Origin of the sequence: Paenibacillus sp. FSL F4-0097 (genome assembly GCF_038593125.1) — a bacterium.
Classification (GTDB): Bacteria; Bacillota; Bacilli; order Paenibacillales; family Paenibacillaceae; genus Paenibacillus_AQ; species Paenibacillus_AQ odorifer.
In genome coordinates this window covers 245435-270349 of sequence record NZ_CP151965.1, presented here as the reverse complement: position 1 = coordinate 270349, position 24915 = coordinate 245435, and the positions used below count along the sequence as shown (strand labels likewise).

The 24915-nt window shown below is 45.5% G+C and carries 17 protein-coding genes and 1 tRNA gene; 9 read left to right on the top strand and 9 right to left on the bottom strand.

Translation table 11 applies throughout. The annotated features are described in order from the left end of the window. Positions 1 to 33 precede the first annotated feature (33 nt). From MHH86_RS01225 to MHH86_RS01205, 5 genes are all read left to right on the top strand, one after another. Positions 34 to 1419 (top strand): sugar ABC transporter substrate-binding protein, encoded by a 1386-nt coding sequence (locus MHH86_RS01225; RefSeq protein ID WP_038568191.1) that lies wholly within the window; start codon positions 34 to 36, stop codon positions 1417 to 1419. Between the two features lie 135 nt (positions 1420 to 1554). Further along, positions 1555 to 2544, top strand: a complete 990-nt coding sequence (locus MHH86_RS01220) for a LacI family DNA-binding transcriptional regulator (RefSeq protein ID WP_036687224.1) — start codon at positions 1555 to 1557, stop codon at positions 2542 to 2544. 30 nt (positions 2545 to 2574) lie between these two features. Continuing rightward, the gene (locus MHH86_RS01215; protein ID WP_036687222.1) at positions 2575 to 3570 is read left to right on the top strand and encodes a BadF/BadG/BcrA/BcrD ATPase family protein; all 996 of its coding nucleotides are present in this window, start codon (positions 2575 to 2577) and stop codon (positions 3568 to 3570) included. Positions 3571 to 3576: 6 nt separating this feature from the next. Beyond that, a complete protein-coding gene (locus MHH86_RS01210; RefSeq protein WP_036687220.1) occupies positions 3577 to 4887 on the top strand; it encodes a 6-phospho-beta-glucosidase in 1311 nt (436 codons plus the stop codon). Between the two features lie 188 nt (positions 4888 to 5075). Continuing rightward, complete coding sequence (locus MHH86_RS01205; RefSeq protein ID WP_038568186.1) at positions 5076 to 6554, top strand: acetylhydrolase; 1479 nt, start codon at positions 5076 to 5078, stop codon at positions 6552 to 6554. On the opposite strand, the gene MHH86_RS01200 is transcribed toward MHH86_RS01205, so the two are convergent. Then, positions 6536 to 7510, bottom strand: coding sequence for a MerR family transcriptional regulator (locus MHH86_RS01200; RefSeq protein WP_235219547.1), 975 nt, complete (start codon positions 7508 to 7510; stop codon positions 6536 to 6538). The genes MHH86_RS01205 and MHH86_RS01200 overlap by 19 nt on opposite strands. 565 nt (positions 7511 to 8075) lie before the next feature. Further along, the gene (locus MHH86_RS01195) at positions 8076 to 9416 is read right to left on the bottom strand and encodes a PLP-dependent aminotransferase family protein (protein WP_036687216.1); all 1341 of its coding nucleotides are present in this window, start codon (positions 9414 to 9416) and stop codon (positions 8076 to 8078) included. Positions 9417 to 9558: 142 nt separating this feature from the next. On the opposite strand from MHH86_RS01195, the gene MHH86_RS01190 reads away from it, so the two are divergent. Beyond that, a complete protein-coding gene (locus tag MHH86_RS01190) occupies positions 9559 to 10482 on the top strand; it encodes a DMT family transporter (protein ID WP_340887736.1) in 924 nt (307 codons plus the stop codon). Between the two features lie 96 nt (positions 10483 to 10578). Here the strand turns inward: MHH86_RS01190 and MHH86_RS01185 are convergent, their stop codons facing one another. Next, complete coding sequence (locus MHH86_RS01185; RefSeq protein WP_340887734.1) at positions 10579 to 11226, bottom strand: hypothetical protein; 648 nt, start codon at positions 11224 to 11226, stop codon at positions 10579 to 10581. A gap of 160 nt (positions 11227 to 11386) precedes the next feature. Here MHH86_RS01185 and MHH86_RS01180 point away from each other — a divergent pair, with 160 nt between their 5' ends. Both MHH86_RS01180 and MHH86_RS01175 read left to right on the top strand, forming a co-directional pair. Beyond that, positions 11387 to 12124 carry a response regulator transcription factor gene (locus MHH86_RS01180; protein WP_036687211.1) on the top strand — a complete coding sequence of 246 codons (738 nt, stop codon included), beginning with the start codon at positions 11387 to 11389 and terminating at the stop codon, positions 12122 to 12124. Beyond that, the gene (locus MHH86_RS01175) at positions 12102 to 13454 is read left to right on the top strand and encodes a HAMP domain-containing sensor histidine kinase (RefSeq protein WP_036687209.1); all 1353 of its coding nucleotides are present in this window, start codon (positions 12102 to 12104) and stop codon (positions 13452 to 13454) included. The genes MHH86_RS01180 and MHH86_RS01175 overlap by 23 nt, the downstream gene beginning before the upstream one ends. 788 nt (positions 13455 to 14242) lie before the next feature. On the opposite strand, the gene MHH86_RS01170 is transcribed toward MHH86_RS01175, so the two are convergent. Further along, positions 14243 to 15358, bottom strand: a complete 1116-nt coding sequence (locus MHH86_RS01170; protein ID WP_036683961.1) for an IS110 family transposase — start codon at positions 15356 to 15358, stop codon at positions 14243 to 14245. A 468-nt stretch (positions 15359 to 15826) separates the two neighbouring features. Here MHH86_RS01170 and MHH86_RS01165 point away from each other — a divergent pair, with 468 nt between their 5' ends. Next, positions 15827 to 16582: an SDR family oxidoreductase gene (locus MHH86_RS01165; protein WP_038568170.1), complete on the top strand. Its 756-nt coding sequence runs from the start codon at positions 15827 to 15829 to the stop codon at positions 16580 to 16582. A gap of 103 nt (positions 16583 to 16685) precedes the next feature. On the opposite strand, the gene MHH86_RS01160 is transcribed toward MHH86_RS01165, so the two are convergent. From MHH86_RS01160 to MHH86_RS01140, 5 genes are all read right to left on the bottom strand, one after another. Beyond that, positions 16686 to 20993, bottom strand: a complete 4308-nt coding sequence (locus MHH86_RS01160; RefSeq protein ID WP_342479594.1) for a glycosyl hydrolase — start codon at positions 20991 to 20993, stop codon at positions 16686 to 16688. Positions 20994 to 21390: 397 nt separating this feature from the next. Further along, entirely contained in the window at positions 21391 to 21735 is a 345-nt protein-coding gene (locus MHH86_RS01155; protein WP_076147676.1) for a hypothetical protein, read from the bottom strand. A gap of 217 nt (positions 21736 to 21952) precedes the next feature. Beyond that, entirely contained in the window at positions 21953 to 23053 is a 1101-nt protein-coding gene (locus MHH86_RS01150) for a glycerol dehydrogenase (RefSeq protein WP_076147678.1), read from the bottom strand. 163 nt (positions 23054 to 23216) lie between these two features. Beyond that, positions 23217 to 24611: an MATE family efflux transporter gene (locus MHH86_RS01145; RefSeq protein ID WP_326046961.1), complete on the bottom strand. Its 1395-nt coding sequence runs from the start codon at positions 24609 to 24611 to the stop codon at positions 23217 to 23219. 118 nt (positions 24612 to 24729) lie between these two features. Beyond that, positions 24730 to 24813 (bottom strand) — tRNA-Leu (locus tag MHH86_RS01140). Positions 24814 to 24915: the final 102 nt, after the last annotated feature.

The window sequence follows — 24915 nt, the reverse complement described above, 5'->3', positions numbered from 1 at the left end:
CAAATATACTTGAAATCATGGAGGGTTTAGCTAATGAACAAGAACAGGAAAAGTATTGCGCTTTTACTTGCAGCTACCATGCTCGTTGTTCTAGCCTTATCAGGCTGTAGCGGCGGCAAATCGGCGGGTAACGCCCTATCTGGAGGAAACGGTGACTCTACTAATTCTGGAGGCAAAGCAGAAACGGTAACAATTACCCATTACACAATAGATTCAGAAGACCGCACATTTGTCGAAAAATTAATCCCTGATTTCGAGAAGCTGCATCCGAATATTAAAGTGAAAGTGGAAAAAGCGCCTTATGAGCAGTTCGACAGCAAGCTGCAAACGCTAATTGCCGGCGGCAAATCGCCCGACGTGACAAGTCACTGGGGGTATGGAGGTTTCGCAGAATACTACAATAAGGGTATGTTGTTCGATATGACCGACCTTATGAAAGAGGATGGTTTCAAGGCAGAGGATTATAGTATCCCAGAGAATCTAATGGGTATCTACAAGGTTAAAGATCACACTTACGGCATCCCGGTCAATATGTATGTCACCTTAATGCTCTATAACAAAGACATGTTTGATGCTGCCAAACTGACTTATCCAACAAGCGATTATGAAGATAAGAGCTGGACGTTTGAAAAAATGGTCGACGAAGCTAAACAAATGACGCTTGTATCCGATGATATCGCCAAAACTCAATATGGCGTAGACTTCACTTGGTCCGAACGCGATATGCGGCCGTTATATTTTGGAGCGGAGCCTTACTCAGAAGATACATGGACTAATGGCGGCGTGCCTTCCGAGACTTATTTTGACTCCCCTGAAGTGATCGCTGCCTACAACAAGCTTTTTGATCTTGTCTTTAAGGATAAAGTCTCTCCTTCTTCCGAATGGAGCAAAAGTGTAGCTGGACAGAACGGCGATCCCTTTGTTGCTGGTAAAATCGGCATGTCTATCGGAGGCTCATGGAACCTTGCAGGTGCAAATGACTTCCCCTTCAAAATTGGCGTAGCCGCTGTACCATGGGGAGGAAACGAAAAGGTACGCAGCACCCTTTATGTCGATCCGCTGCTGATCTTGAAGGACTCCAAACATCCGAAGGAAGCTTTTGAATGGATCAAATACCTGATCACAAGCGAAGTGCAAGAGAAATCCATTGAGCTTAGTGGCGGTAACCCACCAGTCAACACCGAAGCTGCAGAAGCTTACTATAAACATTTTGAAGGTATCGATCCACAGGATATCAAAAATGTCTACGAGGGTGCTGTTAACTACGGCTTCGAATCCTATAACCACTTAATCACCAACTACTCGCAAATTAATGACATGTTCATTAATGAATTGCAGCCAGTAGAAACTGGACATAAGACGGTTGAAGAGGTGATGGCGACGATTCAGAAGAAGGTTACAGAGATCATTCAGCGATAACTGTTTGGCAGGTATACCGCCCCCTTTAGGGACGGTATACCTGCGTGAAATCATACGTTTAGCGGACAGTCTGCCAACCCTGTATACTGAAAGTAGAAAACAGGATCGGAAAATCTGCCGTGAGGAGAATTAAAGATGAAAGTTAGTATTTTTGATGTAGCCAAAAAATCCGGATTATCCGTTGTAACCGTATCCCGGGTGTTAAATGGGGCCGAATCGGTACGCGAGAATAATCGCCAAAAGGTGCTGGAGGCAATTAAAGAGCTGGATTACCGCCCTAATGCTGCGGCACGCAGTCTGGCAAGCGGTAAGACGGGAATTATCGGCATTATTGTCACTACCCTGCAAGATTCCTTTTTTGACGCAGTGGTCAAAGAGCTGAATGAAATATTAGCGATGCATGGTTATTTTTTAGCCATATCCATCTCAACAGGCATCGAATCGGATGATAGCCATTATTTAATTCAGGAGGATCGTGTAGACGGTTTAATTTTGCTCTCTCCGATGGAAGAGGACAATTATATTGTGGAGTTAAAACGGCGGGGTATCCCTTATGTGCTGATAGATAATCAGAAGCCCGAAAATGATACCTACTCCATCACGATCGACAACTTCAAGGGGGGATACGCAGCTACGCGTCATCTACTGGAGCTGGGACACACTTCAATCGCTCATCTCTGCGGTCAGGAAATGTTCCGGAGTACGCGGGAGCGGCGCAGTGGATTTCTACAGGCGCTTCAGGAACAAGGGCTGGCCCCCTTTGAGATCGTGCCTGGTGATTTCGATATTGGGATGGGATACGATACCTGCAAACGTTGGCTGAAGGAAGGAAAGCTGCCCACCGCCGTCTTCGCCGGGGATGACAATATCGCGCTTGGAGTCATCAATGCCCTGATGGAAGCGGGCATTCAGGTACCCGAAGAGGTGGCAGTGGTCGGCTATGACGATCATTATATTGCTTCACAGCTTCATCCACATCTGACAACAATACGTCAGCCTGCGGACAAAATCGGGCTGGCAGCCGCGGATATGCTGCTCAAACGCATCTCTGGAAAGATGAAACGTGGGGCCGGGATGCGGATTGATCCTGAACTTATCGTACGTGAATCTACCGGAGCTGAGTAGATTAAATTTATACACTAGGAGTGACGACCATTGACTTACTACTTGGGGATCGATGGGGGAGGCACGAAAACCTATGCTCTGCTAAGCGATGAACATGGCAATGTTCTTGGCAAAGGCAAGAGTGGTAACGGCAACCACCAGACAGGCGCCCTTGAGGCCGCCAACAGTATTCAAGAGGCCACATTCGGGGCGCTGGCTGAAGCCGGACTCCGGTTGGAAGACATCCAGCATACCTATCTCGGACTTGCCGGTGCTGATCGCGAGGCCGACTATGCTATTCTCCATCCGATGATACGCCAGATAGGATTCACCAAATACACCATTAACTGTGACACTATGATCGGTCTACGCGCCGGAACGAATCGCCCTTATGGTGTCGCGCTCATCTGCGGCACCGGCACCAATTCAGCAGGCAGAAACCTGCAGGGAGAGCATTATCAATGCGGCGGCTTTGACTATATGTACGGTGATTTTGGCGGGGGTGGCGCACTCAATATTGAGGTGTTTCGTTCCGTTATCCGAGCTTGGGACGGCCGGGAACAGCCCACCCTATTAACAGGCTTACTGCTAAAAATGCTAGGTTATGAGGAAGTTGGGCATATGTTTCACGATTTCCTCGATCATTGGAAAAAAGTACCTGTAAATGTTGCCCGCCTGCTCTTTGAAGCAGCAGCTGAAGGAGATGCCGTAGCATTGGAGATTTTACATCGGCAAGGGGTTGAACTAGGTAAGTCTGCGGCAGCTATCATTCACAAGCTAGGCATGGAGCAGGAGACCTTCGATGTGGTGCTGGCAGGAAGTCTGCTAACCCGAGGGGATCGCGGTTGGATTCGCCAGCCTATCGAGAAAGCTGTACACGCTGCAGCCCCTCAGGCAACCGTGGTTACCCTTGCCACAGAGCCTGTAGTCGGTGCAGTATGGTCAGCTATGGATCAAGATGGGTTGACCATTAGTAGTGAAGTATATGAGAAAATGCGGAAATTTCAGGATTATGAATCGATCAAACAAACTACAAGACAGGAGTGATTAATCTTGGCAGCTAACCAAGGATTAAAGATTGCAGTTATCGGTGGAGGTTCTTCGTATACCCCAGAATTAGTAGAGGGATTCATTCTTCACTATAAAGAACTTCCCGTGCGCGAATTATGGCTTGTAGATATTGAGCCTGGTCTTCGCAAGCTGAATATTGTAGGTAACTTGGCAAAACGTATGGTGGAGAAATCCGGCCTTCCGATTGAGGTTCATCTGACAACAGACCGCCGTAAAGCGATCGAAGGCGCCGACTTCGTCAGCACTCAGATGCGTGTCGGCATGCTTGATGCCCGTGCTCGTGATGAGTCGATTCCGCTCAAATATGGCGTTATTGGCCAAGAAACAACAGGTCCTGGGGGAATGATGAAAGCACTGCGCACCATCCCTGTTATTCTGGATGTATGCCGTGATATCGAGGAACTGGCTCCCAACGCATGGCTGCTCAATTTCACTAACCCTGCTGGGATGGTCACCGAAGCCGTTCTGAAATATTCTAAGGTAAAAAGTATTGGCCTGTGCAACGCACCTATCGGTCTGATCAAGCAAGTCTCTGCCAAATATAATGTAGCAGCAGACCGTGTATATGCCGAATTTGTGGGCCTCAACCACTTGCACTGGATTACTCGTATCGATGTTGAAGGTGAAGACAAGCTGGACGATATGCTTGCAGATACAACCAGCTACAGCGCTAAGAACGTACCAGCAAGAGAATGGAACCCGGAATTCCTGCAATCCCTTCATGCACTGCCCTCATACTATTTAAAATATTTCTATATGACCGATGCCATGCTCGAAGAGCAGATAGAATCCCATAAACAAGGCATTAACCGTGCTGAAGTCGTTAAACGTGTAGAAGAAGAGCTCTTCGAGCTTTATGGCAATCTAGAGCTAAGCGAGAAGCCGAAGCAGCTGGAACAGCGCGGCGGTGCTTTTTACTCAGAAGCAGCTGTTAATCTCATGAGATCGCTTCATAACGGATCAAACGACATTCAGACCCTAAATGTCGCTAACCGTGGCATATTGGACTTCCTGCCAGATGACGCCAGCATTGAGGTGAACTGCGTGGTCACCAAAAACGGCCCGTTACCTCTGCCACTGACCAAAATTCCAACCATGGCTAAAGGACTCATTCATGCTGTCAAAACCTATGAACAGCTGGCGATTGACGCCGCTGTAACCGGAGACCGCGCCCTTGCCCTTCAGGCGCTCGCACATCACCCGCTTGTTCCGTCCGTGGACGTAGCGATTCGGATGCTGGACGAAATGCTGGAAGCTAATAAAGAGTTCCTGCCGAACTTTTTTGCGAATTAATTCATACCTCCTATCGAGAAATAACTAAAAGAGACCGAACCCGGTCTCTTTTTTTTCTTGTTATAAATCTTAAATAATCCTCTAAATATAGTGAAGTCACAGCGAGCATTGATTCTCCCCTAACAGGAGGTTTTATACTTGGATTCAGTACAGCAGCCAGAAAAGAAAACCAAGGAGGATTATAGATTATGAGATTACTTGAAATCACACTTGTCTTATTTAATGTATTGTTGTTGGGTTGGCTAACCTTAGGACGGCCCAAAACACAGCGCGGGTGGCTGATCGGCGGCGGGATTTCTACTGCTTTACTGCTTATCCATGCATTCGTGGAAGGGTTGCGGTGGCCGATGATTCCAGTGTATCTGATCACACTGTGGGCAATCGTGGGCGGAACAAGACTTTTCTTCCGATCCGCAGCAAAGGCAGCAAGAAAACCGCAACGGCGTTGGAAAACACTAGTGCTGACTGGAGTTGGGGCGGTTTATGCTACCGTTTCCATTGCTCTGCCCCTCCTGTTCCCTGTATTTTCTTTTGCGGAGCCCACAGGTCCTTACAAGATAGGAACCGTCACCTACCATTGGACCGATTCTGCACGGGAAGAAAAGTTCACGGAAACATCTGGTGACTCCCGCGAATTAATGGTGCAAATCTGGTATCCAGCAAGTTCAGAGGCTACAGGGAGCCCGGCGCCATATTTATCTGATCCTACTCCGTATATAGAAGGGCTGCATGAATTTTTACAATTGCCGGAGTTTTTATTCTCAGGATTAAAACTGGCCAACACCCACGCTATTGCGAATGCCGGTTTGGCAGATACGGAAACTAAATATCCGGTGCTTCTTTTCTCGCATGGATTTATGGGCTACAAGAATCAGAACACCTTTCAAGTCGAGCAATTGGTAAGCCACGGCTATATTGTCGTAGGGATTGAACATGCTTATAGCAGCGTAGCTTCGGTATTTCCAGACAAGTCTGTGGTGAAGTTTGATTCAGAAGGAAAAACAGGCTATGAGCAAATGAAGTATTCTTTTATGGATCGGCGTAATGAAGTCTGGGTAGAAGATGCTAAGTATGTGCTGGATCAAATGGAGGCCTTATCTGCGGACGATCCTAGTGGTCTGTTTACAGGCCGGATTGATCTTGAACATATGGGCATGTTCGGTCATTCCTTTGGGGGAGCCACAACGGTGCAGATGCTGATAGAGGATCAAAGAATTCAAGCAGGCATTGATATGGATGGGGTGCTTTACGGTGAAAAGCGGATTCCTGCAGACGGCTTGAAGAAACCTTTTCTGCTCATGAGTGCCGATGACACCTTAAAAGGAGTAGACCAAACCAGCGATGCTGAAATCGCCGCACTACGGACGGATAGGAAAGAGATTACAGCCTACTATAATGAGCTATTCGCCCGGTATGAGCCAGTAACTGCAGGCGGGAACTATTGGCTGACCTTCAAACACAGCAAGCACATGAGCTTCTCAGATCTATATCTGCTTACCCCCTTGTTTGAATGGATGGAAGATGTAGATGTGCGCGGAACACATGAGCTGATTAATGAGTATACGCTGGATTTTTTTGACCATTATTTAAAAGGACAGCCCTTGCAATATTTGAATAACAACCTGGGAGACCATCCGAAGTATACACTTCAACAAGGTGCGGAATGAGAATTCTCCTGCGCAAGCTTCCATTCTAGCCCTTCCATCAGCAAGGCGTTGCCTCTCACAATAACATCCCATTTGGGATTGAGGAGCAAGCATAGTTTATTAAAGCGTTCTATCCGTTCGGTAGGAGCAGTTTGCATCAAATGAGCATATTGGCGGAAAAAGGCGGCTTTATCGCGGAACTGCTCTGGACCTGCATACATCATCACAAAATCTTCAACAATTGCCTGTACAACAGCGCTGTCTGCTGATAGTTTTTGTTGCAAGGCTGCTTCCACCCGAATTCGGATATTCTCCAGCGTTCGAATCCAAACCGCAGCGGGAACGCGGGGATGTCTAACCATATTGAAAAAAGGCAGCTCAAATCGGACAAGCTCCTCCATGTACTGTGTATCGTTCATAAGTGCTTGCAGTTCGTTCCAAGCTACGGTTTGTCCGGCTGTCACTTTGACTTCATTCATAATATATTTATTGAACAAATATAAAAAGGTATCCCGCCATTCGGACGGCAATTGACCGAGCGGCTGTATTTCTTCTATTTTACTGGAGATGAACCGGGTTCGCTTATCAGCATTCATGGACAAAGAGTCCACCAGCTCATTCATGTAATCCATGGAATCACCTGTTGAGACATGCTCTTGGGCTTGGCGCAGAATCGAAATCATATTGGTCAGCGTACTGACCTGGGTCTCCAAAGCTTCAATCTGCCAGTTGAGTGCTGTAGTGAGCTGGATTTCTCCAGCGATAACTTGGCGAATCTCGTCAATGCCGAAATCCAAATAACGTAACGTTGTGATCAGCCGCAGGCGGGAAATATCTTCAGGAGTATATAAACGGTGTCCGCCTTCGCTGTGGCTGGATGGTTTCAATAGATCGATATCGTCATAATAACGAACGGTTTTAATAGTTGTGCCCAGCAGCTTAGCCACCTCGCCGATGGTTTTGGTATCTTTACGCAAGTGATCACCCTTTTTGATGGAATCATACGATGTTGGAATGGATTGTACCGAAAGGAACGACAGCTTTCAATTTGCTTGTTGCTGATACTCGCTACCCAAGCAAAGATGGATAAAGCATCTTGGTAATTTGCACTTAGCCAATTCGATATCGGACACAGCTGACCTTAAAAGCGGCTTTTTCCCACTTTTAGAGTGCTATCGGACCCCATAGCCGTTGTTAGCGTGAACACCACTCAATATGACCACTTTCTACTTGAATAGCGGCGCTGGGGTCCGAAACTCTGCTCCAAAGGCTAAAAAATAGCAAATAACGTCATCTGGGTCCGCATGACTCGGCCGAAGATTGCACAGAAAATGTGTTCGGATATTTATAGAAGAACCAGAGATTACTGCGAGTTGTACCGATAATGAGATCTGCTGTCCATCAGTTCACTGCTGCCAGATTTGCCAACGACCCACAACGCCAAAAAACGATCCCTGTTACTGGAGGAACGCTTTTTTATTTCTACTCCAATGGACTCCCAGCATTTCGACCATTATTATCCACTCATTTATTGCTGCGCTCTCAGCGTATTTCTTGCATTACCTGTTCAATGCCAGAGCGAATATCCGGCTCTTTTACACTGGATACATTGAGCTTTAGAATCTTCTCTTTATTAAAAGAGGGCAGATACCCGCTGTCCGCCATTTCGATGCGAATGAACTTTTTTTGCAGACGTTTGATCATCTGTTCTGTCTTTACGCTGTCACTAAGCTTCAGATACGTATGCACACCAAGCTGACCGGTTGGATGGTAGGAATAATGCTGTGCTGTCGCTGTATCTAACTCTCTCATAATCGATTCATGGAGCAGCGCGGATCTTTTTTCGTAGCAGGAACGCATCTTTTTTCGGTGGCGCTCGAACATTCCGCTTTTCAGATACAACTCCAGGGCAGCCTGAGACAGCATAGAGCTATCTATATCCATCAGTCTTTTGAATCGGTTAAAAGAGTCACACAGGACCTCTGGCAGTACAGCGACACCGACACGCAGGCCCGGAAATATAATTTTGGAAAAGCTTTTCAAATAGATCACATGGGAAGCATCGTCATAAGCGTAGATCGGATCCTCTTTTGCATCCTGCTCCAAGTCCGCCATGTAGTCATCCTCAACGATGTATACATCGTATTTAGCTGCTAGCTGAGCAATCGCCTTCTTCTGGGGACGGGTATAGGAGACGCCAAGCGGATTATGAAATCGCGGGACGGTATAAAAGAACTTGAACTGGCCTGTCTTAAATAACCGCTCTAATTCATTCAAGTCCACCCCAGCATCCGAACGCTTTATCCCCTCTGTCTCAATGCCATACGTCTTCAGATATTCCATAAACAACGGGTAACCCGGCTGCTCAATCAGCACTCGCTGCCTGCCATTCGGAAAAGGAATTCGGGTCAATACGCCAAGCGCCTGCTGCACACCTGAGGTAATAAAAATCTGATCCGGATTGGCAAATACCTGATAAGAAGCCAGATGGCGCTGCATTTCACGAATAAGAGAAGGAAGCCCCTGCGGCGTTCCATAGATGAACAAGTCATTGCGGTACATATCAATCGCTTTATTAATACAATGTTGGAAATCCAGATACGGAAAAATATCCGGGTCGGGTGCAGACACCGTAAAATCGATCCAATGTGCACCTTCGTCTTTTCGCTGTCCGCTTCGTTTCATGACATAATAACCACTTTTTGAGGCGGCATAGATTAAATGTTTGTCCTGAAGATCCTGCAACGCGCGAATAACCGTACTTTTACTACATCCATAACGTAAGGACAACTCCCGGATAGACGGTAATTTATCTCCCTCACGATACGTATCCTCGGCAATTTGCAATTCCAGCTCGTTGATTAACTCCGAATACTTATACATCCCTTTCACCTTCCTCCAAGCTTATTCTGTACCGGTACAGATGAATAATAATTACATTGTAGCACAGCTACTCTAGCCTTAGAATAAAGAGCAGAACAGGACCGGTACCTAAATGCGCGCAACACTTTGGAGGTCTTTACTAATGAATACATCTTCTACTCAAAAAGCGATAGCAGCAGCTGTCTTGAATGCTATTATTGTCGGTTTTTCCTTTATATTTGTAAAAATGGCCCTAACCGTCTCGGATCCTTTTGATACGCTAGCTCATCGCTTCACGTTATCTTTCCTTGCCGCTTCTTTATTTACTTTTCCAGGGTGGGGGCGGGTGAAGTTTGGAATATCCAAGGCCGCAGTGATCATCCCACTGGCTTTAATGTATCCAGCGTTGTATTTCACCCTTCAAGCGTATGGGCTTCTGTATACAACCTCCGCTGTAGCGGGTATTATTCAGGCGACAATGCCCATCTTCACCATCCTTTTGGCGGCGATGTTCTTGAAGGAAACCACGAGCAGCCTCCAAAAGATCTCTACATTAATCTCAGTTGCAGGCATTATTCTTATCTTTGCCATTCCAGGTTTGAGTATCTCTTCTTCTAGTCTTTGGGGCGTCTTGCTCATCCTAATCTCAGCTTTATCCCTTGCCGGTTATAATGTTGCGGCTCGAAAGCTGACACGTACCTGGAGTCCCAAAGAACTTACCTATATGATTACTTTATTCGGATTTATATTTTTTAATGGACTGTCGATCATTAAGCATGGTTCGGCAGGAACATTGGATCAGTATTTCACACCTTTTCAAGAGCCAAAATTCATATTCTCCATGCTCTATCTCGGCGTACTCTCCTCCCTCGTGACCTCCTTCCTCTCCAACTATGCTTTATCACGGATGGAAGCTTCACGCGTGAGCATTTTCGGCAGTCTTTCAACAGTTGTCTCTATTCTCGGTGGTGTACTTCTGCTGAATGAGCAACTGGAATGGTACCATTGGACTGGTACAGTGATGATCATCGCCGGGGTGATCGGTGTGAACTGGCGGAAGCAAGTAAGGGCCAAAGGCAAAGCGTGAAGATTGATATGCATACAAAAAAGACACCCCGCGAGGTGTCTTTTATCTTTACCCTTTTCAGTATCTCTATTCTGTATCAAGCCTCGCTAATCGCCGTTATTTGGCTGTTTCAAGCTCCTTGATCTTCTCTTTATATTGGTCCAACAGATTAGCTAAAGCTTCCTTGATCACAGTCGCATCTTTGGATTTAGCGGCACTATTCAGATCATCTTGGGCTTTGAAAAAAGCTTTATCCGTGTCGCTAAGATCTGGAATGGAAATAGCAATTGAAGTCGCGTCTACTGCTTTAATTGAGGTAGTGATATTGCTATTTACCTTCATATCATTGACTACAGGTACTACTTCAAGGTTACGACCAGCTTCAATATATCCCGCAGGTAGAGCTTCGGTGGATAGTATTTCTTTTGATAATTGAACTCCCTCCACCAGTTCCGCAGGCACAAGCTCGGCAAGTGCGGTTACACTAAATCCAGCAACCTTATAATACTGATCCAAGGTGTTCTTCCAGTCTTCTTGGGTATTAGGTGCGTAGGTCTTAGCCAACTCCAGGGGATCTACCCAATCAATAGTGGTTACTTTAGTGGCAATTGTTCCTTTAGAGGCAGCAGTAACCACGGCTGCGGCCGTTGTTTTCGTGTTTCCGTCTTGTGCTCCACTTGCTGCGTTCGTTGCAGACGGTGCAGCAACGGCGGACACTAGCAGGGCGGACAGCGCTAACTTTTTAAATAACATCTGTTGATTCATAAATACAACACTCCTCGTCGATTCGAATGATCTTACAAGACCAAGCTTACAAAAGGGGTGTGGCAGAACATTGGTTAATTTGTGGAAAAACGATGGCAGCCGCCCCTACCCACCTCTGGATTGATATACTTGTAGGAGAATAATTTGGAGGTAACCTGAAATGAATAATCCATACCTCATTGCCGTAGTCGACGATGATGAACATATACGCAATCTTGTTGAAGCTTATTTACAAAAAGAAAATTACCACACCATCGGCCTTGGCAGCGCTGAGGAAGCATGGACCTTGTGGCAGACAAGCCCCCCGGATATGTGGGTACTCGATGTTATGCTCCCCGGCATGGATGGTTATGAGTTCTGTAAAAGGATTCGTAACGAAGCCGAAGTACCGATCATTATGATCTCCGCAAGAGATAATGAAGTGGATAAAATATTAGGATTGGAGCTTGGCAGTGACGATTATCTAGTCAAGCCGTTCAGTCCTCGTGAGTTAGTCGCCCGGATCAAACGTCAGCTTCAACGCTGGTACAAAATGAGTAATCAGGCCGAAAAATTGAACAGTCAGGCCACTTCCACCCGTCTTGAAATTGACCAGCTTCTACTATTGCCGGAAGAAAGACGTGTATTCTGGTGTGGTGAAGAGGTGGACTTGACCAGCAAGGAATTCACCATGCTAAAAGTATTCGCGGATGCCCCTAACCGGGCATTTACAAGAGATGAGCTGCTGAGCTATGTGTGGGGAGACGACTATTTTGGAAGTGATCGCGCCGTGGATCATCTAATTAAACGGATGCGCAAAAAACTGGAGCATTTGCCCATTGAGGCAGTATGGGGACACGGATACCGCATGAGAACAGATGGGGGTGAGCATACGAATGAAACTAGCACATCAGATTAATTTAGCCTTTAGTATTGCATTGGTATTGCTACTATCTATTACTGCTGTCGTGATCCATTTTGTACTGCTCAACCATTTTGTCGGAACACAAAAAGAGGATTTAAGAACCATTGGTGCGGCGATGTCAGCTACATTGACTGAAGAAAGTAAATACATCGGGGAGATTGGCACTCAGCTGGAAGCTCTGCCCGTGACCATACCTTCTCTAAGCACTGCAGGCGTCGAAGCCATTCTTAGCGATGAAACAGGAAAAGTCTTGTCCACATCATCAGAGATGAGTTCAATTGCAATAAACTACGATGCCAAGAGTGTCACAGGCCAAGCCACTGAGCTCCAGAACATTTGGAATGGAACAGATACACGGTATATTACTGAAGTGAAGGCTACACCTATAGGCACGCTAACTTTACTAACCCCTATGAGCGCAGTCACTGCTATTGAACAAGCTTTGCTCAAAAGACTGCTGATCGTTTTCAGTGCAGCGGGAGCATTTATGTTCCTATTTGGCCTATTTATCACCAAGAAGCTGATTCAACCTCTAATGAGGCTGCAACAAGAACTCCGCAAAGTCAAAGAACGCCGCTTCTCAGATGTTAAATTAATTAAAGCTGGTGGAGAGCTTGGATCCGTCGCTCAATCGGTATATGACATGGCAGATGAATTAAATCGTTTCAACCATGTGCAGAAACAATTTTTCCAGAATGCGTCTCATGAATTAAAAACCCCCTTAATGTCCATTTCCGGCTACGCTGAAGGGATTAAGGATGGTGTTTTTGAAGGTGAGAATGTAGTAAAAGGGCTAGACATTATCATGAGCGAAAGCAGCCGCTTGAAGAAGCTCGTGTCCGAAATGACTTTACTTGCGAAGCTGGACAGCGAGGAAGATATATTCAAGCCTACGGAAATTTGTTTAAAAGATCTACTGACAGAAACCATCGAAAGAATGAACCCTCTATTAATGAAAAAAGAATTAACCCTCCATATCTCCCACGATCATCAAGATTCTCTTACGATCCTCGCGGATAGGGATAAGCTGCTACAGGCGCTTCTTAATGTAGTATCCAATGCAACACGTTACGCTAACCAACATATCTATATCCATGTTTCGGTCAAGGAGGGCCGGGCCCTGTTATCCGTTAGTGACGATGGCCCTGGAATTTCTGACGATCTGCTTCCCTATCTCTTCCATCGGTTCGTAAAAGGAAAAGACGGAGAATCCGGACTTGGACTGGCTATTTCCCGCGCAATCATCGAGCGTTGTGGAGGTCAGATCAGCGCAGGCAACCGAAGAAATGGCGGTGCGGTCATCTCGATGGGGTTTCCCTTATAATTATTCGTAAGAGGCTGTCTCAAAAGTAGTGAACTCTACTTGGGGGCAGCTTCTTTTTTATGGAATGGAATTGAAAAGAAAAGTAATGGATTTTACTGTGCCATATGACACCACGCGTAGTGTTCTATGATATTGGGTTGGGCGGTTGGGCGGTGGGCGATAGGCGGTGGGGCGGTGAGCGGCGGTGAGCGTAGGCGGTGGGCGTAGGCGTGGGTGTAGGCGGTGGGTGTAGGCGGTGGGCGTAGGCAGTGGCCGGTGGGCGTAGGCAGTGGCCGGTGGGCGTAGGCAGTGGCCGGTGGGCGTAGGCAGTGGCCGGTGGGCGACTTGCTAGGTGTGATTTTCGTACGGCTTGCGGTAGGGTTTAAACTAATTAGGGAAAAACTCCCTGAAAATAGCCGGTATTCGCTCTAAATGAACGAAATCAGGGAATTCCTCCCTAATAATTAGGGGGATTTCTTAATTAGTTACTAAATCGGCCGAAAATCAGGTAAGTTTTCCCTGCTATGAACGAATTAGTCAATTCCCCTGTTTTCCCCTTTAAACTAGAGGGTTTTCAATCCCTTGGGCACAGAGACAAAATGCGAGTCGTCGGCTGGCAATCTGCTATCCGTGGGTTGGTTACCACATATTATGCCTACGTCGAAGGAGCTTCCGTAAACTAATTTCGCACGTTAGATCAGGGATCCTGTGCACAGGGAATTCACGGATTCTCCTCGAACCTTTCTCTTTGTCTCCATGCCCCAAGGATTCAAATCTTTTGGGTATGTTTTTATTTTTTTTCGTTTCACCTACGCCATTTTTCGTTCTGCCTCTACCGCAATCGACCAGATAAATCCAATTAACTCACGACCCACTGCTGCCATGGTTAAATTTCGGTGTTTCCCGCGTCTGACTAATTTTAAATACTTGCTGTGTAACCGTTCTTGGGCTTTCCACGACGTTTCATGGACATGAATACTCTGGCCCTCAAGACGCACTGCTAAATCTCCCTTGACGGCAGGGCGGTGACGGTAACTCCATGCGGACTCCACCAGTGCGCGCCGCACTCCGGAATTTCCGACTTTTGTAAGACTCCCTCTTTTGGTACTTGCTCCCGAGGAATATTCCCGTGGCACGAGTCCCAGGTAACTCATGAGCTGAGCCGGTGAACGAAAACGTTCGAAATTTCCAATCTCGACAACTAAAGTCATAGCTGTCAGCAGGGCGATTCCCCTCAGGCCTTGCAACGCTTGAATGACAGGTGCGTAAGGGCAGATCTGTGCTTCTTCTCGCATTGCGGCTTCAAGTCGCTTGATTCGCTCCTCCACTTCCCGGAGCTGTTGCAGGGATTCGGTAAATACCCGTTCTTGAGCTACATTATTAAACTTCAGCATAGAGAGCCATTCCCGGTACCTTTTGGTCCAGCGTTTTTTCATACCCTCTGGCTTGTGAATTTGGTGGCGCAATAGAAAATGAATGAGCCGTTGCCGAGCCCGATGTAGGTCTTGCCTAGCATCTTCTCGTGCACGAATGAGATCTCGTAAAGCTTCGAGTTCTGGCGTTGGCACATAGATCGCAGTCAATTCTCCAGCCCGGTGTAACTGAGCCAGTTTTTCTGCATCCCGTCGGTCGGTTTTTATGGCATCTCCGGGACGCTGTGGCATACGCGAAGGTGCAATTACCACACAGGAAATTCCCATCTTCGTCAACCAGCGGTATAAGTCGTACCCCGTAGGCCCGGCTTCATAGCAGACCTCCAGTGTAATCCCTGAACCTTTGAGTTTCCGAATCATTCGAGCCACTGCATCTGGGGTATGGGGGATGGCTCCATAATATCGTGCGGGTTCCCGACCCTCATCTGCAATCGCCACCGCAATTTTTTCTTTAGACACATCCAAACCGACGTATTTTATGGTATTCTTCATAGTAACAGCTCCTTTCGCATGTAGCTCTGTAATGGTTGTCCTTTTAACTTCCATTTTAACCTACGGTGTGCGAAACAGGGGCTGCCTTTCGTTCATCATAACTAATTATAAGTCTGATGAACAGAAATCTCTGAATTTCAGGGAGAAATTCCCTAATTACTCTATAAATATTTCACTTATTGCATCACTTGCAGCATCACTTGGTGCGACACATGAATCATCAATTGCTCATCACTTGGTGCGCCGCTTAATTCAATCGCTCAACATCTACATAAGAGCCGGAATAGGCCTCATCAGCTGCTGAAACATTCATCATCCCCCTCTATATTCATCTTGGGAAATGATGCCGTTTCTACTTCATGGTAAATATAGCTACTATTTTGGGTAATATATAGTCGAAGTAACAATTACACCTTACCTCGAATAAGAGTTAGATACTACATTTTTTCACAAAAAGGAGATCACAACATGAGCAGACTTGCAGGAAAAGTAGCTATTATTACTGGTGGAGCAGGCGGCATTGGTAAAGGGATGGCCCTGGCTTTTGTTAAAGAAGGCGCTAAGGTAGCTATTATTGACCTCAATGAAGAAACCGGCAAAGAAACAATTAAAGAATTACAAGAATATCAACCTGAATCTATCTTTATTCAAGCGAACCTCAAGGAACACGATAAAATAGCTCACCTTGTTAAACAAGTAGCTGATAAATTCGGAAAAATAGATATTTTAGTAAACAATGCCCACGCATCCAGAATGAAATCTATCGAAGAAACTACACAGGCTGATTTCGATTTATCTTTTGATACAGGCTTCTATCCAACCTTCTATTTCATGCAAGCAGCACTACCCTATTTAAAAGAAACTCAAGGTAAAATTATTAACTTTGCATCGGGCGCCGGTCTCAACGGTGACACCAATCAAGGAACATATGCTGCTGCAAAAGAAGCCATCCGTGGAATTACCCGGGTAGCCGCTAATGAATTTGGTCCATTTGGAATCAACGTAAACATCATTGCTCCAATTGCTAATTCCCCTGGCATGATTGAATGGGCAGAAGCAAACCCTGAGTATTACCAAAACATGATTTCAAAAATTCCTTTGAGAAGATTGGGTGAACTGGAAAGTGATATCGGGCGTGTTGCGGTATTCCTAGCGAGTGAAGATTCCGATTATATTACGGGCCAGACTATCATGGTAGATGGCGGATCTATTAAGCTTCGTTAATTTCAAGCAGATTCTCGTAGACCTTAAAATGAATAAATTTGATGCTAAATAAATAAGCCGGAAGTGAACATCGTAAAATGTTCGCTTCCGGCTTTACTACTTTCTATTTAATCGTGATTTCGTCCACATATACGGTAGCACTACCCACCGGATCGGTTGCTGTGGTCATGACTTGAACGCCAATCGCTTGGGTCAAATTACGATCCGCTACCTTGCTGATATCCAATGTTATTGTAGTAAATCCATTGGTATCTACTGGTGCAGCCGTAGAAGCAGTCCATGTTCCCCAGCTTGAGCCACTTTGGGTGAACAGCTGAGCCATTACACCGCTAACATCGCTTGCATCAATAGGTACAACCTTGATTTTAAGCGTAATTGTTGATGCATTCGCTAAATTGGTAACCACCATACGACGCAGCTGGAACTGCCCTCCATTTAATGTTAAGTCCGCTTGCATCGAATGAGTTCCCTCAGCATACACAGCATTGCTCACAGATAGATTCTGAGCCAGTGCTGTATTATATTTATTATTTTCATCCACATTGATGCTGAAGCCTTGCAGTGTATTGTCCTCGAAGCCATAGACGACAGCTTCAGGTGCGGTACCATTCTTCAGGGTCCGAACATCATCCAGATACAGCGTAGAAGTTCCCGTACCGCTGAATCCCTCGAGCTTGATACCTATGGCTTTTACACTATTAAGATCAGCAATACCTGCCAAGTTGAGCGAAACCGTAGTAAATCCACTCGAATCTACTTTCACAGCTCCACTGTCAGCCCAAGCCCAGGTTGATCCCGTCTTAATATACAAACGTGCATCCGCTGTTCCGTTCGACAGTTTAATTTGTGCGCTTAATTTATCTACCGCGCTCAGATCCAGACTGCCATTTTTGCTGAGCTCAAAAGCTCCACCTGAATCGAGTGAGAACAAGGAGCTTAACGAATGAGTTCCTTCAGCAGCCTCATCAGTCGAGATCACTGCCGCGCTTGCACTGGCATTATTTTGCTCTACTGTCCAGTCCTGAGTATCTTTTTCGAAGCCATACAACAGCTTCGCCTGTTCTGGCGTGCTGCCAGGACCTTCGCCCCCGTTAGGGACGCCACCCGTTCCATCATTAAACGCTGTAATATCGTCAAAGTACAGCGTACCAGACGTACTTGCTACTGTGTCCTTTTTATTTACGTAGATAGACACTGCCCGAATGTCCTTAAGGTTCTCTTTAGTGATTACTTTACCAGCATTTCCTGTATCCCATGGCGCTGGAGCGAACTGGCTGAATGGAATTTCCACCATGCCAGGTGTCGTACCTGCCAGTGAAGGATAAGCTTCAAAAGAGATGCCGCTTGCATTGACCTGAATAACAAGCTTGTGGTCACTGCCATCAGGTGCAATCCAGAGCTTCAATTTGTTGGCGTCCGACCAGTCGGCATTATTCATGTTTTTGGTACGACCTGTATAACCTTGACCATCCACATTATAATCGAACCTCAGGCCATACTTGCCATCATTTTTATGGTCCGCATCAAGTGAGATCGTATTTAGATCGCCCGCAGGACTTAATGCCGCACGAAGTAATTCATCATTCCCTTTGTAATTCTCAAAAGTATCTACAACCAATGGATCCCCATTGCCCTGCACGTCACTTACAAAGATTTGGATCGTTTGTGAAAGTACAGAACCATCCTTTGCATAGGACTTAACAGTAAGCATCACGCCAGATTCGTCGAAGGCTACACCTGGCGTCCAATCTGCCAAGTAATAGAAACCTTCTGCGTCAGCTGCCATGCTGTACTCTGTTGTGTCATCCCCAATCAGGTAGGTTACTTTATCCACGTCTTGATTTAACACACGAACACGAAGGGTCGATGCTTTTGTCGTGGGCACTGTTTGGTTTGCCGTTGGTGAGGCAATGTGTAAAAAAGGTTGCTCGGCTTCTGTAGTTACCTGTTTCGAATAAGCATCCGCAACAGCCACCTCATGGCTGAAGCTTGTATACGGATCATTATAATAGTCCACAAAATCAGGGAGCAGTTCATGATCCCCTAGTCCGTTTGGAGCATTTCTATAAGGGACAAAGATAGAATCTGTATTGAAATTCGCCCAAGTCTGCATGTACGCCATCCGTTTAGCATCCGGATCAGACTGCAGCGCAGCGATTAGCTTGGTAAAGAACTTCGTTCCAGTTGGCTTCACACCCGAATAACCGAACTCAGTAAATGCTGCAATTTTTCCCTTATCATCCGCCAGCTTCGAAATCAGCTTAGCATCCTTCACAACTGAATCAAACCAACCCTCAGTGGTTCCGTCATAATAATTATCGAAGCCCAGGATATCAACATAGTCATCTCCCGGATACGTCTCAAGGAAGGTCGCATCTGTGCCGTTAAATGGACTTCCCGGTGAGAATGCATATAAGAAGTTATGCACATCTTTTTTGTCCCTTAAGTATTCAACGGTATAACGATAGATTTCAGCATACTGCTCCTTCGTACGGTAAGGCGCACCCCACCAGAACCAGCCACCATTTTGCTCGTGGAATGGACGGAAAATGACTGGAATAGCTTTACCATCATCATCTTTTAAGTTATTCGCAAAGTCCGCAATCATATCCAGGAATGCATTAAATTCTGCATGCTTGTCACCGCCGGGTAATATATGCGTAAGCACATTTCCTTTGGTGTCATAAAAGTCCTTTCCTGTGACGAAGTTCGGCATATGCGAGCTTAATGTAAGCACGCCGCCTTTTTCATAAGCAGACTTCATCACGCCGATTAATTTATCACGATTCTCCAGCTTGGTTGCGCCTAAATCTCCCGGTTTCTCAAAACCTTCAAGACTAAGTGTATCCCAGCCGAACAGCCCCGGAAGGTCGCCTACTGCATTCTCGACCTCAGACTGCGTTCCGTCCTTTTCAGTAATAGAAAGTCCTTCTGTAGTAGCATGCTGATGTCCAAACAAGATCTCACTGCCGCGGATATCCTGTAAGTAGGCGAATAGTGATTTAGTCTCACTACTTGCATCAACATCCGCTAAATTCTCGATACGTCCCACAGGACCCGTCGGTTCGGTCGGTGTCGGTGTTGCTGTTGCTGTTGGTGTTGCCGTTGGTGTCGGTGTTTCCGTTGCTGTTGGTGTTGCTGTCGCTGTAGGTGCCGTGGTTGGATTAGTCGGACCTGCCGGCGTTGTTGATGAGCCTGATGCCGAGGTAGGCGCTGGGGTAGCCGTTGCTACAGGACCTTGATTGCTGCCTTTGATAATGACAATTGTGCCAGGAGCAATGGGCTTACCGTTCAACGTTACTCCTGTTGCTTTAACGTCCGCTTTTGCAATGTCGCCCTGACCAGAAATGGTGGTTCCAGTCGCTTTATCAGCAACGTTTAGATTTGCAATCGATGCGCCTTCACCTAGGATCAGTCCCACAGTTCTATTTAGAATTCCCGTGGTGATCATCGTCCCAATTCCAAACTCCAGCCTTGCTAGACTATCTACCGTTAGCTGAGAGATTTGGGTTGTACCACTCGTGAGGACACGAACCTCACCCTCTTTACGATTTATATTTACTTTGCCTAATGAGCTATTCTTAATAAGAATGGAGTTTACCCCGCCACCTGCAATAAATGTGGTGCCCGTAACCTTAATGCCCTCAAGGGTCACTTCGCCGTTACCGATCCCAGCGGTTAGATACAGGTTTCCGTTTATCGTTGCATTTTTTAACACAACACCATCCTGATTAACGACTACATTTCCAGAAACTATTCCTCCTTCAAAGCTCCCAGATTGCGAGTAATAACTCTTCACTATTTTATTAATTAACGTTATAACTTCGGCACGGGTGATCCTTCCAAGCGGCTTAAAGGTTCCATCCTCATACCCTGTGATCAATCCTGAGAGCGCATCAACTGCATCCTTAGCATAAGCTTGAATCTGAGAGGAATCATTAAATCCACTCAATGATGAAGCGCTTTCAGTAGCTTGAAGAGTAAATATCCGAGCCAACATCGTCACCGCATCCTGACGCGTTATATAATCAGTAGCTTGTGCTTTATTCTCTGAGTATCCTTCATAATACCCAGCATATCGTGCCAACGAAAGCTGATCTGCATACCAATCGGCCGCTTTTACATCGGAAAAAGATTGATCTGACTTCATATAGAAACCGAATACCTTATTCAAGATCGTAGCAAACTCAGCTCTTGTAATTCCTTCATTGGGATGAAAAGAACCATCCTGATACCCGTTTAAAACGCCATTTTCTACCCACTTCGCAATATTTTGTTGTGCCCAGTGACCCTGTGTATCACCGAATCCAACAGTGGATGGTGCTGCTGCTGCAGAAATTACAGAAGGGATAGGAGACATTATCATTGCACAGGCAAGTATACTCCCCAGCCACTTTTTCGCTTTTTTCATTCCTAATTCTCCTTCGAAAATAAATGGATTTGATAATAAGAATAGCCAACCAGCTGTTATGAACCCAATAACTATCTGTCCTTATAGAAGACAATTACAGACCTACTCGCTAACTATTCACCTCCACATCTCCAACTTTGTTATTGATAACAAACGCTAACAAAAACTTCTTATTTCGTTACATATTCCGGTATATGCAAGATTATAGCGGTTACATTGGCATAAAACAATCAAAATATTGCCTCTTGTTATAATTATTTTATATTTTACGTTAGCATATATGTTAGTTATTTCGAAAATAAATAACAAAATTCAATCTAATATAACAAAAATAGACACCCCATAGGAGTGCCTCCCAATGATCATATAGATGAAATCCAATTCATTTATCATTTTTTTATTGGTGGCATGGAAATACAGATGTACCTTCCCGCACCTCTTTCGTCAGATCGTCCATAGTGACAAGATTACGTGTAGTTCCGAGAACGATAATGACATAATACGATTGCCCACGTGAATCCTCCAGCACTACCTGATAACCCGACCCTCCAAATAAGGGTTTGCAAACCGTTGCAACTCTCAGCGACGCACTTTCCGTGTACTCTTTGCGCACATAATCCATCCCAGGACTTCCTGCTGCCCGCTTGTTCTGACGCTCCGAATTTCCGTGAATTACCGCTATTATTACCGCTCCAATAATTATGATAATAAGGATTAGATAACCCAATTGGTTTTTTCTCATCTTTCCTTCCTCCTTATTACATAGAGTACAATTGGCACAGCGCGGGGCGATTAGCAATAATCTCGTTTCTGTAGGCACCCTATCCCGCGATTAAGTGCCGAAGCCAATAGCTATATGCAAAATTTTACCACTACAGTACTTCAAAAGCTTACCCTATATAAAAACAAAAGGCACCCCCAAGGGTGCCTTCATTATCACTGCATATTAGTTGTGCTAGTTATTTATAAGACTCTGCCAGCGAGTTCGCTACCACTATCGCATTGTACACATCTTCCGGAGTAACCGGGAACGGCATATTGCCCATTGTGTCTCCTTCTGCACAAGCAGCTTCAGCAACTTGGCGCCATTCGGATTCGATAAATTCCGTACACCCCAGATCGGCGAGGGTTAGCGGAAGATCTACATCCTTGATAAGCTTAATGACAGTTTCCAGCTCCTCATTTGAGGCATTTTCCAGTACTAGCTGGGCTAAAAGACCAAACGTAACCTTTTCACCATGCTGAGCTTTGTGTAGTGAAGGAACGGCTGTCATCCCATTATGGATAGCATGTGCGGCAGCCAGACCACCAGATTCAGCACCCACACCACTTAGATAAATTGTCGCTTCAATGGTTTCCTCCACCGCGCGTGTATAGAGTTTCTGATCGACCGCACGTTTAGCTTTTACCGCATTCTTAAGTAGAGCTTCATAACAAAGTCTTGATATACCTAGACCCGTTGTAGAAGGTTTCATGAGTACGAGATTGTCACCATTAGAGGCATAACAAGCACGGGCTTCAAAATAAGTAGCCAGTGCATCGCCAATTCCAGCTGCGAAAAAACGGGAAGGCGCTGAAGCTAAAATCGCTGTATCAGCCAAGACTACATCCGGATTACTTGGGAGGAATAAGTATTGATCAAATGAACCATCTTTATTATAAATGACAGCCAGCGCTGTACATGGTGCATCAGTAGATGCGATCGTCGGAAAAATAACTACAGGCAGCTTCTCATAATAAGCAGTAGCTTTGGCGGTGTCCAGTGTTTTACCTCCGCCGATACCCACGATGATATTCGCCCCAGCTTTACGGGCAAGTTCCCGATTACGATTAATCTCTTCCTGAGTACATTCAAAATTGAATTTTTCAAAAGTAGCCTTATTGCCCGCACCTTCGATGGAACTTCCCGCCTCTTTTTTAGCACGTTCCAAAATGAACTCATCACAGATCACATAGGCATGATCGCCAAACGCCTTAATATACTCATTCAGATCTGAAAGTAAGTTATGGCCGGAGATAAATTTCTTTGGTGAAGTAACGGATCTAACGAAATGTGACATTGTGCAAGACTCCTTGTTGTGTGTTTTAGTAAGCATAAAGACGCAATTCCTACATATTATTACCCCGCTACCCAAGAAATACTCAAGCTGCATTCTCCAGAGGCACTCATCAGAGCATGCAAAAAAGACACCCCTCAGGGTGTCCTTTGATTTTTTATATCTATTATATAACACGATGCTGAACCCATTTCTTGCCCATAAATCGCCGCAGGAAAATCAAACCTCTGATCCCCCACTCACAGTTCATCGCCAGCCAAACGCCGAGTATACCAAAGTTCAGAACAATACCTAAGATGTATCCGAGCACTACACGGAACAGCCACATCGTAAGCATCGAAACCATGGAGGTAAACTTGGAATCCCCTGCCGCTCTAAGCGCCGAAGGTGTAATAAAGCTTATGGACCATAACGGAATTTGCGCAATCGTATTGATGAGCACAATCAGGAAGATATCTCCCACAATCTCAGCAGGAGGATGGAACATCGACACTAACGGATTGAAAAAAGGCATAATCAGCAACCCCATTACCACCAGGGAAAGAGAAGAGGTGACAAGGAATGATTTAATAAATTTTCGAGCATCCTTAACATTATTGCTTCCCATACATTGTCCCACCACTGTAATAATCGTTAAGGACAACGCATTCCCGGGGATTTGCATAATCCCTGCAAAGGAGGAGGCAATCGCATTAGTCGCAAGTGCATACGTACCCAGACTAACGATAAAGATCTGAGTCAGAATTTTACCACCATTAAAGAACATCTGCTCCGCCGCAAACGGCATCCCGATGAACATTATTTTTTTCAGCATAGACAGCTTAACCACTACAAGATCGCGAATACGGATATGCAGATCGTTGTCCAATCGGAATAGATAATAAAGTGCGCAAAACGCCCCCAGGTATCTAGCTATATTTATAGAAATGGTCATCCCCAGAACACCCATATGCAACAGGTTAATAAAGACGAGATTCAATAAGACATAAGTTAAATTCATAATTAGCGAAAGCACAAGCGAGGCCCTCGTTCTACCAATTCCACGAAGAGCACCACATACCGCCTCCACAACAGCTATACCAAGATAAGAGATACAGCTCCCAATCAAATATATTCGGGCGTTCTCAATAACCTCTGGTGAGGCCGCTCCAAATAGTAAATTTAACAGCGGATTGTGAAAAAGAATTCCGAACATCCCAATAGCAAATGCCATCAGCGAAACAGATGACGTAGCACCTGCCGTAGCTTTTGACACCATGAGGTCATTGCCGCTCCCTTTATACTGCGCAACAACAACCGTCCCACCTGTTGAGACGGCAATAAACACACTAATGAGAAAAATATTAAGAGAATCTATCATATTGACCGCACTGATAGCTGCCACACCAGACGAGCTTATCATAGCTGTATTCACTAGATTAAGACCCACCACAAAGGCCTGATCCACTAGGATAGGGATGAATAAAGCAATCATCTGACGATAATCTATCGATTCACCAGAGAAATACTTTTCCAGAAACCGCACACTTTGCTTCGTATTTACACCTACATTAGGCTCCATCTTTGCTTCACTTCTTTTACATAGAGTTTGTCAAATTGAATTATGCGTATAAATAGAAAAAGGCTCTTCAGGTTGAAGAGCGATTCAAAAGTATTGCCTGTTTATATGCACTTAGGTATGCGGTCGAGAGGACTCGAACCTCCACGGGGGTTAGCCCACACGGACCTGAACCGTGCGCGTCTGCCAATTCCGCCACGACCGCACAAAATATTAAAAAATACAGTGCAGAATATAAGTTAACATGATTTCACAGAAAGAGCAACAACAAATTTAACAAGTAAAAGCGCCATCGGCGTCCTTGTAA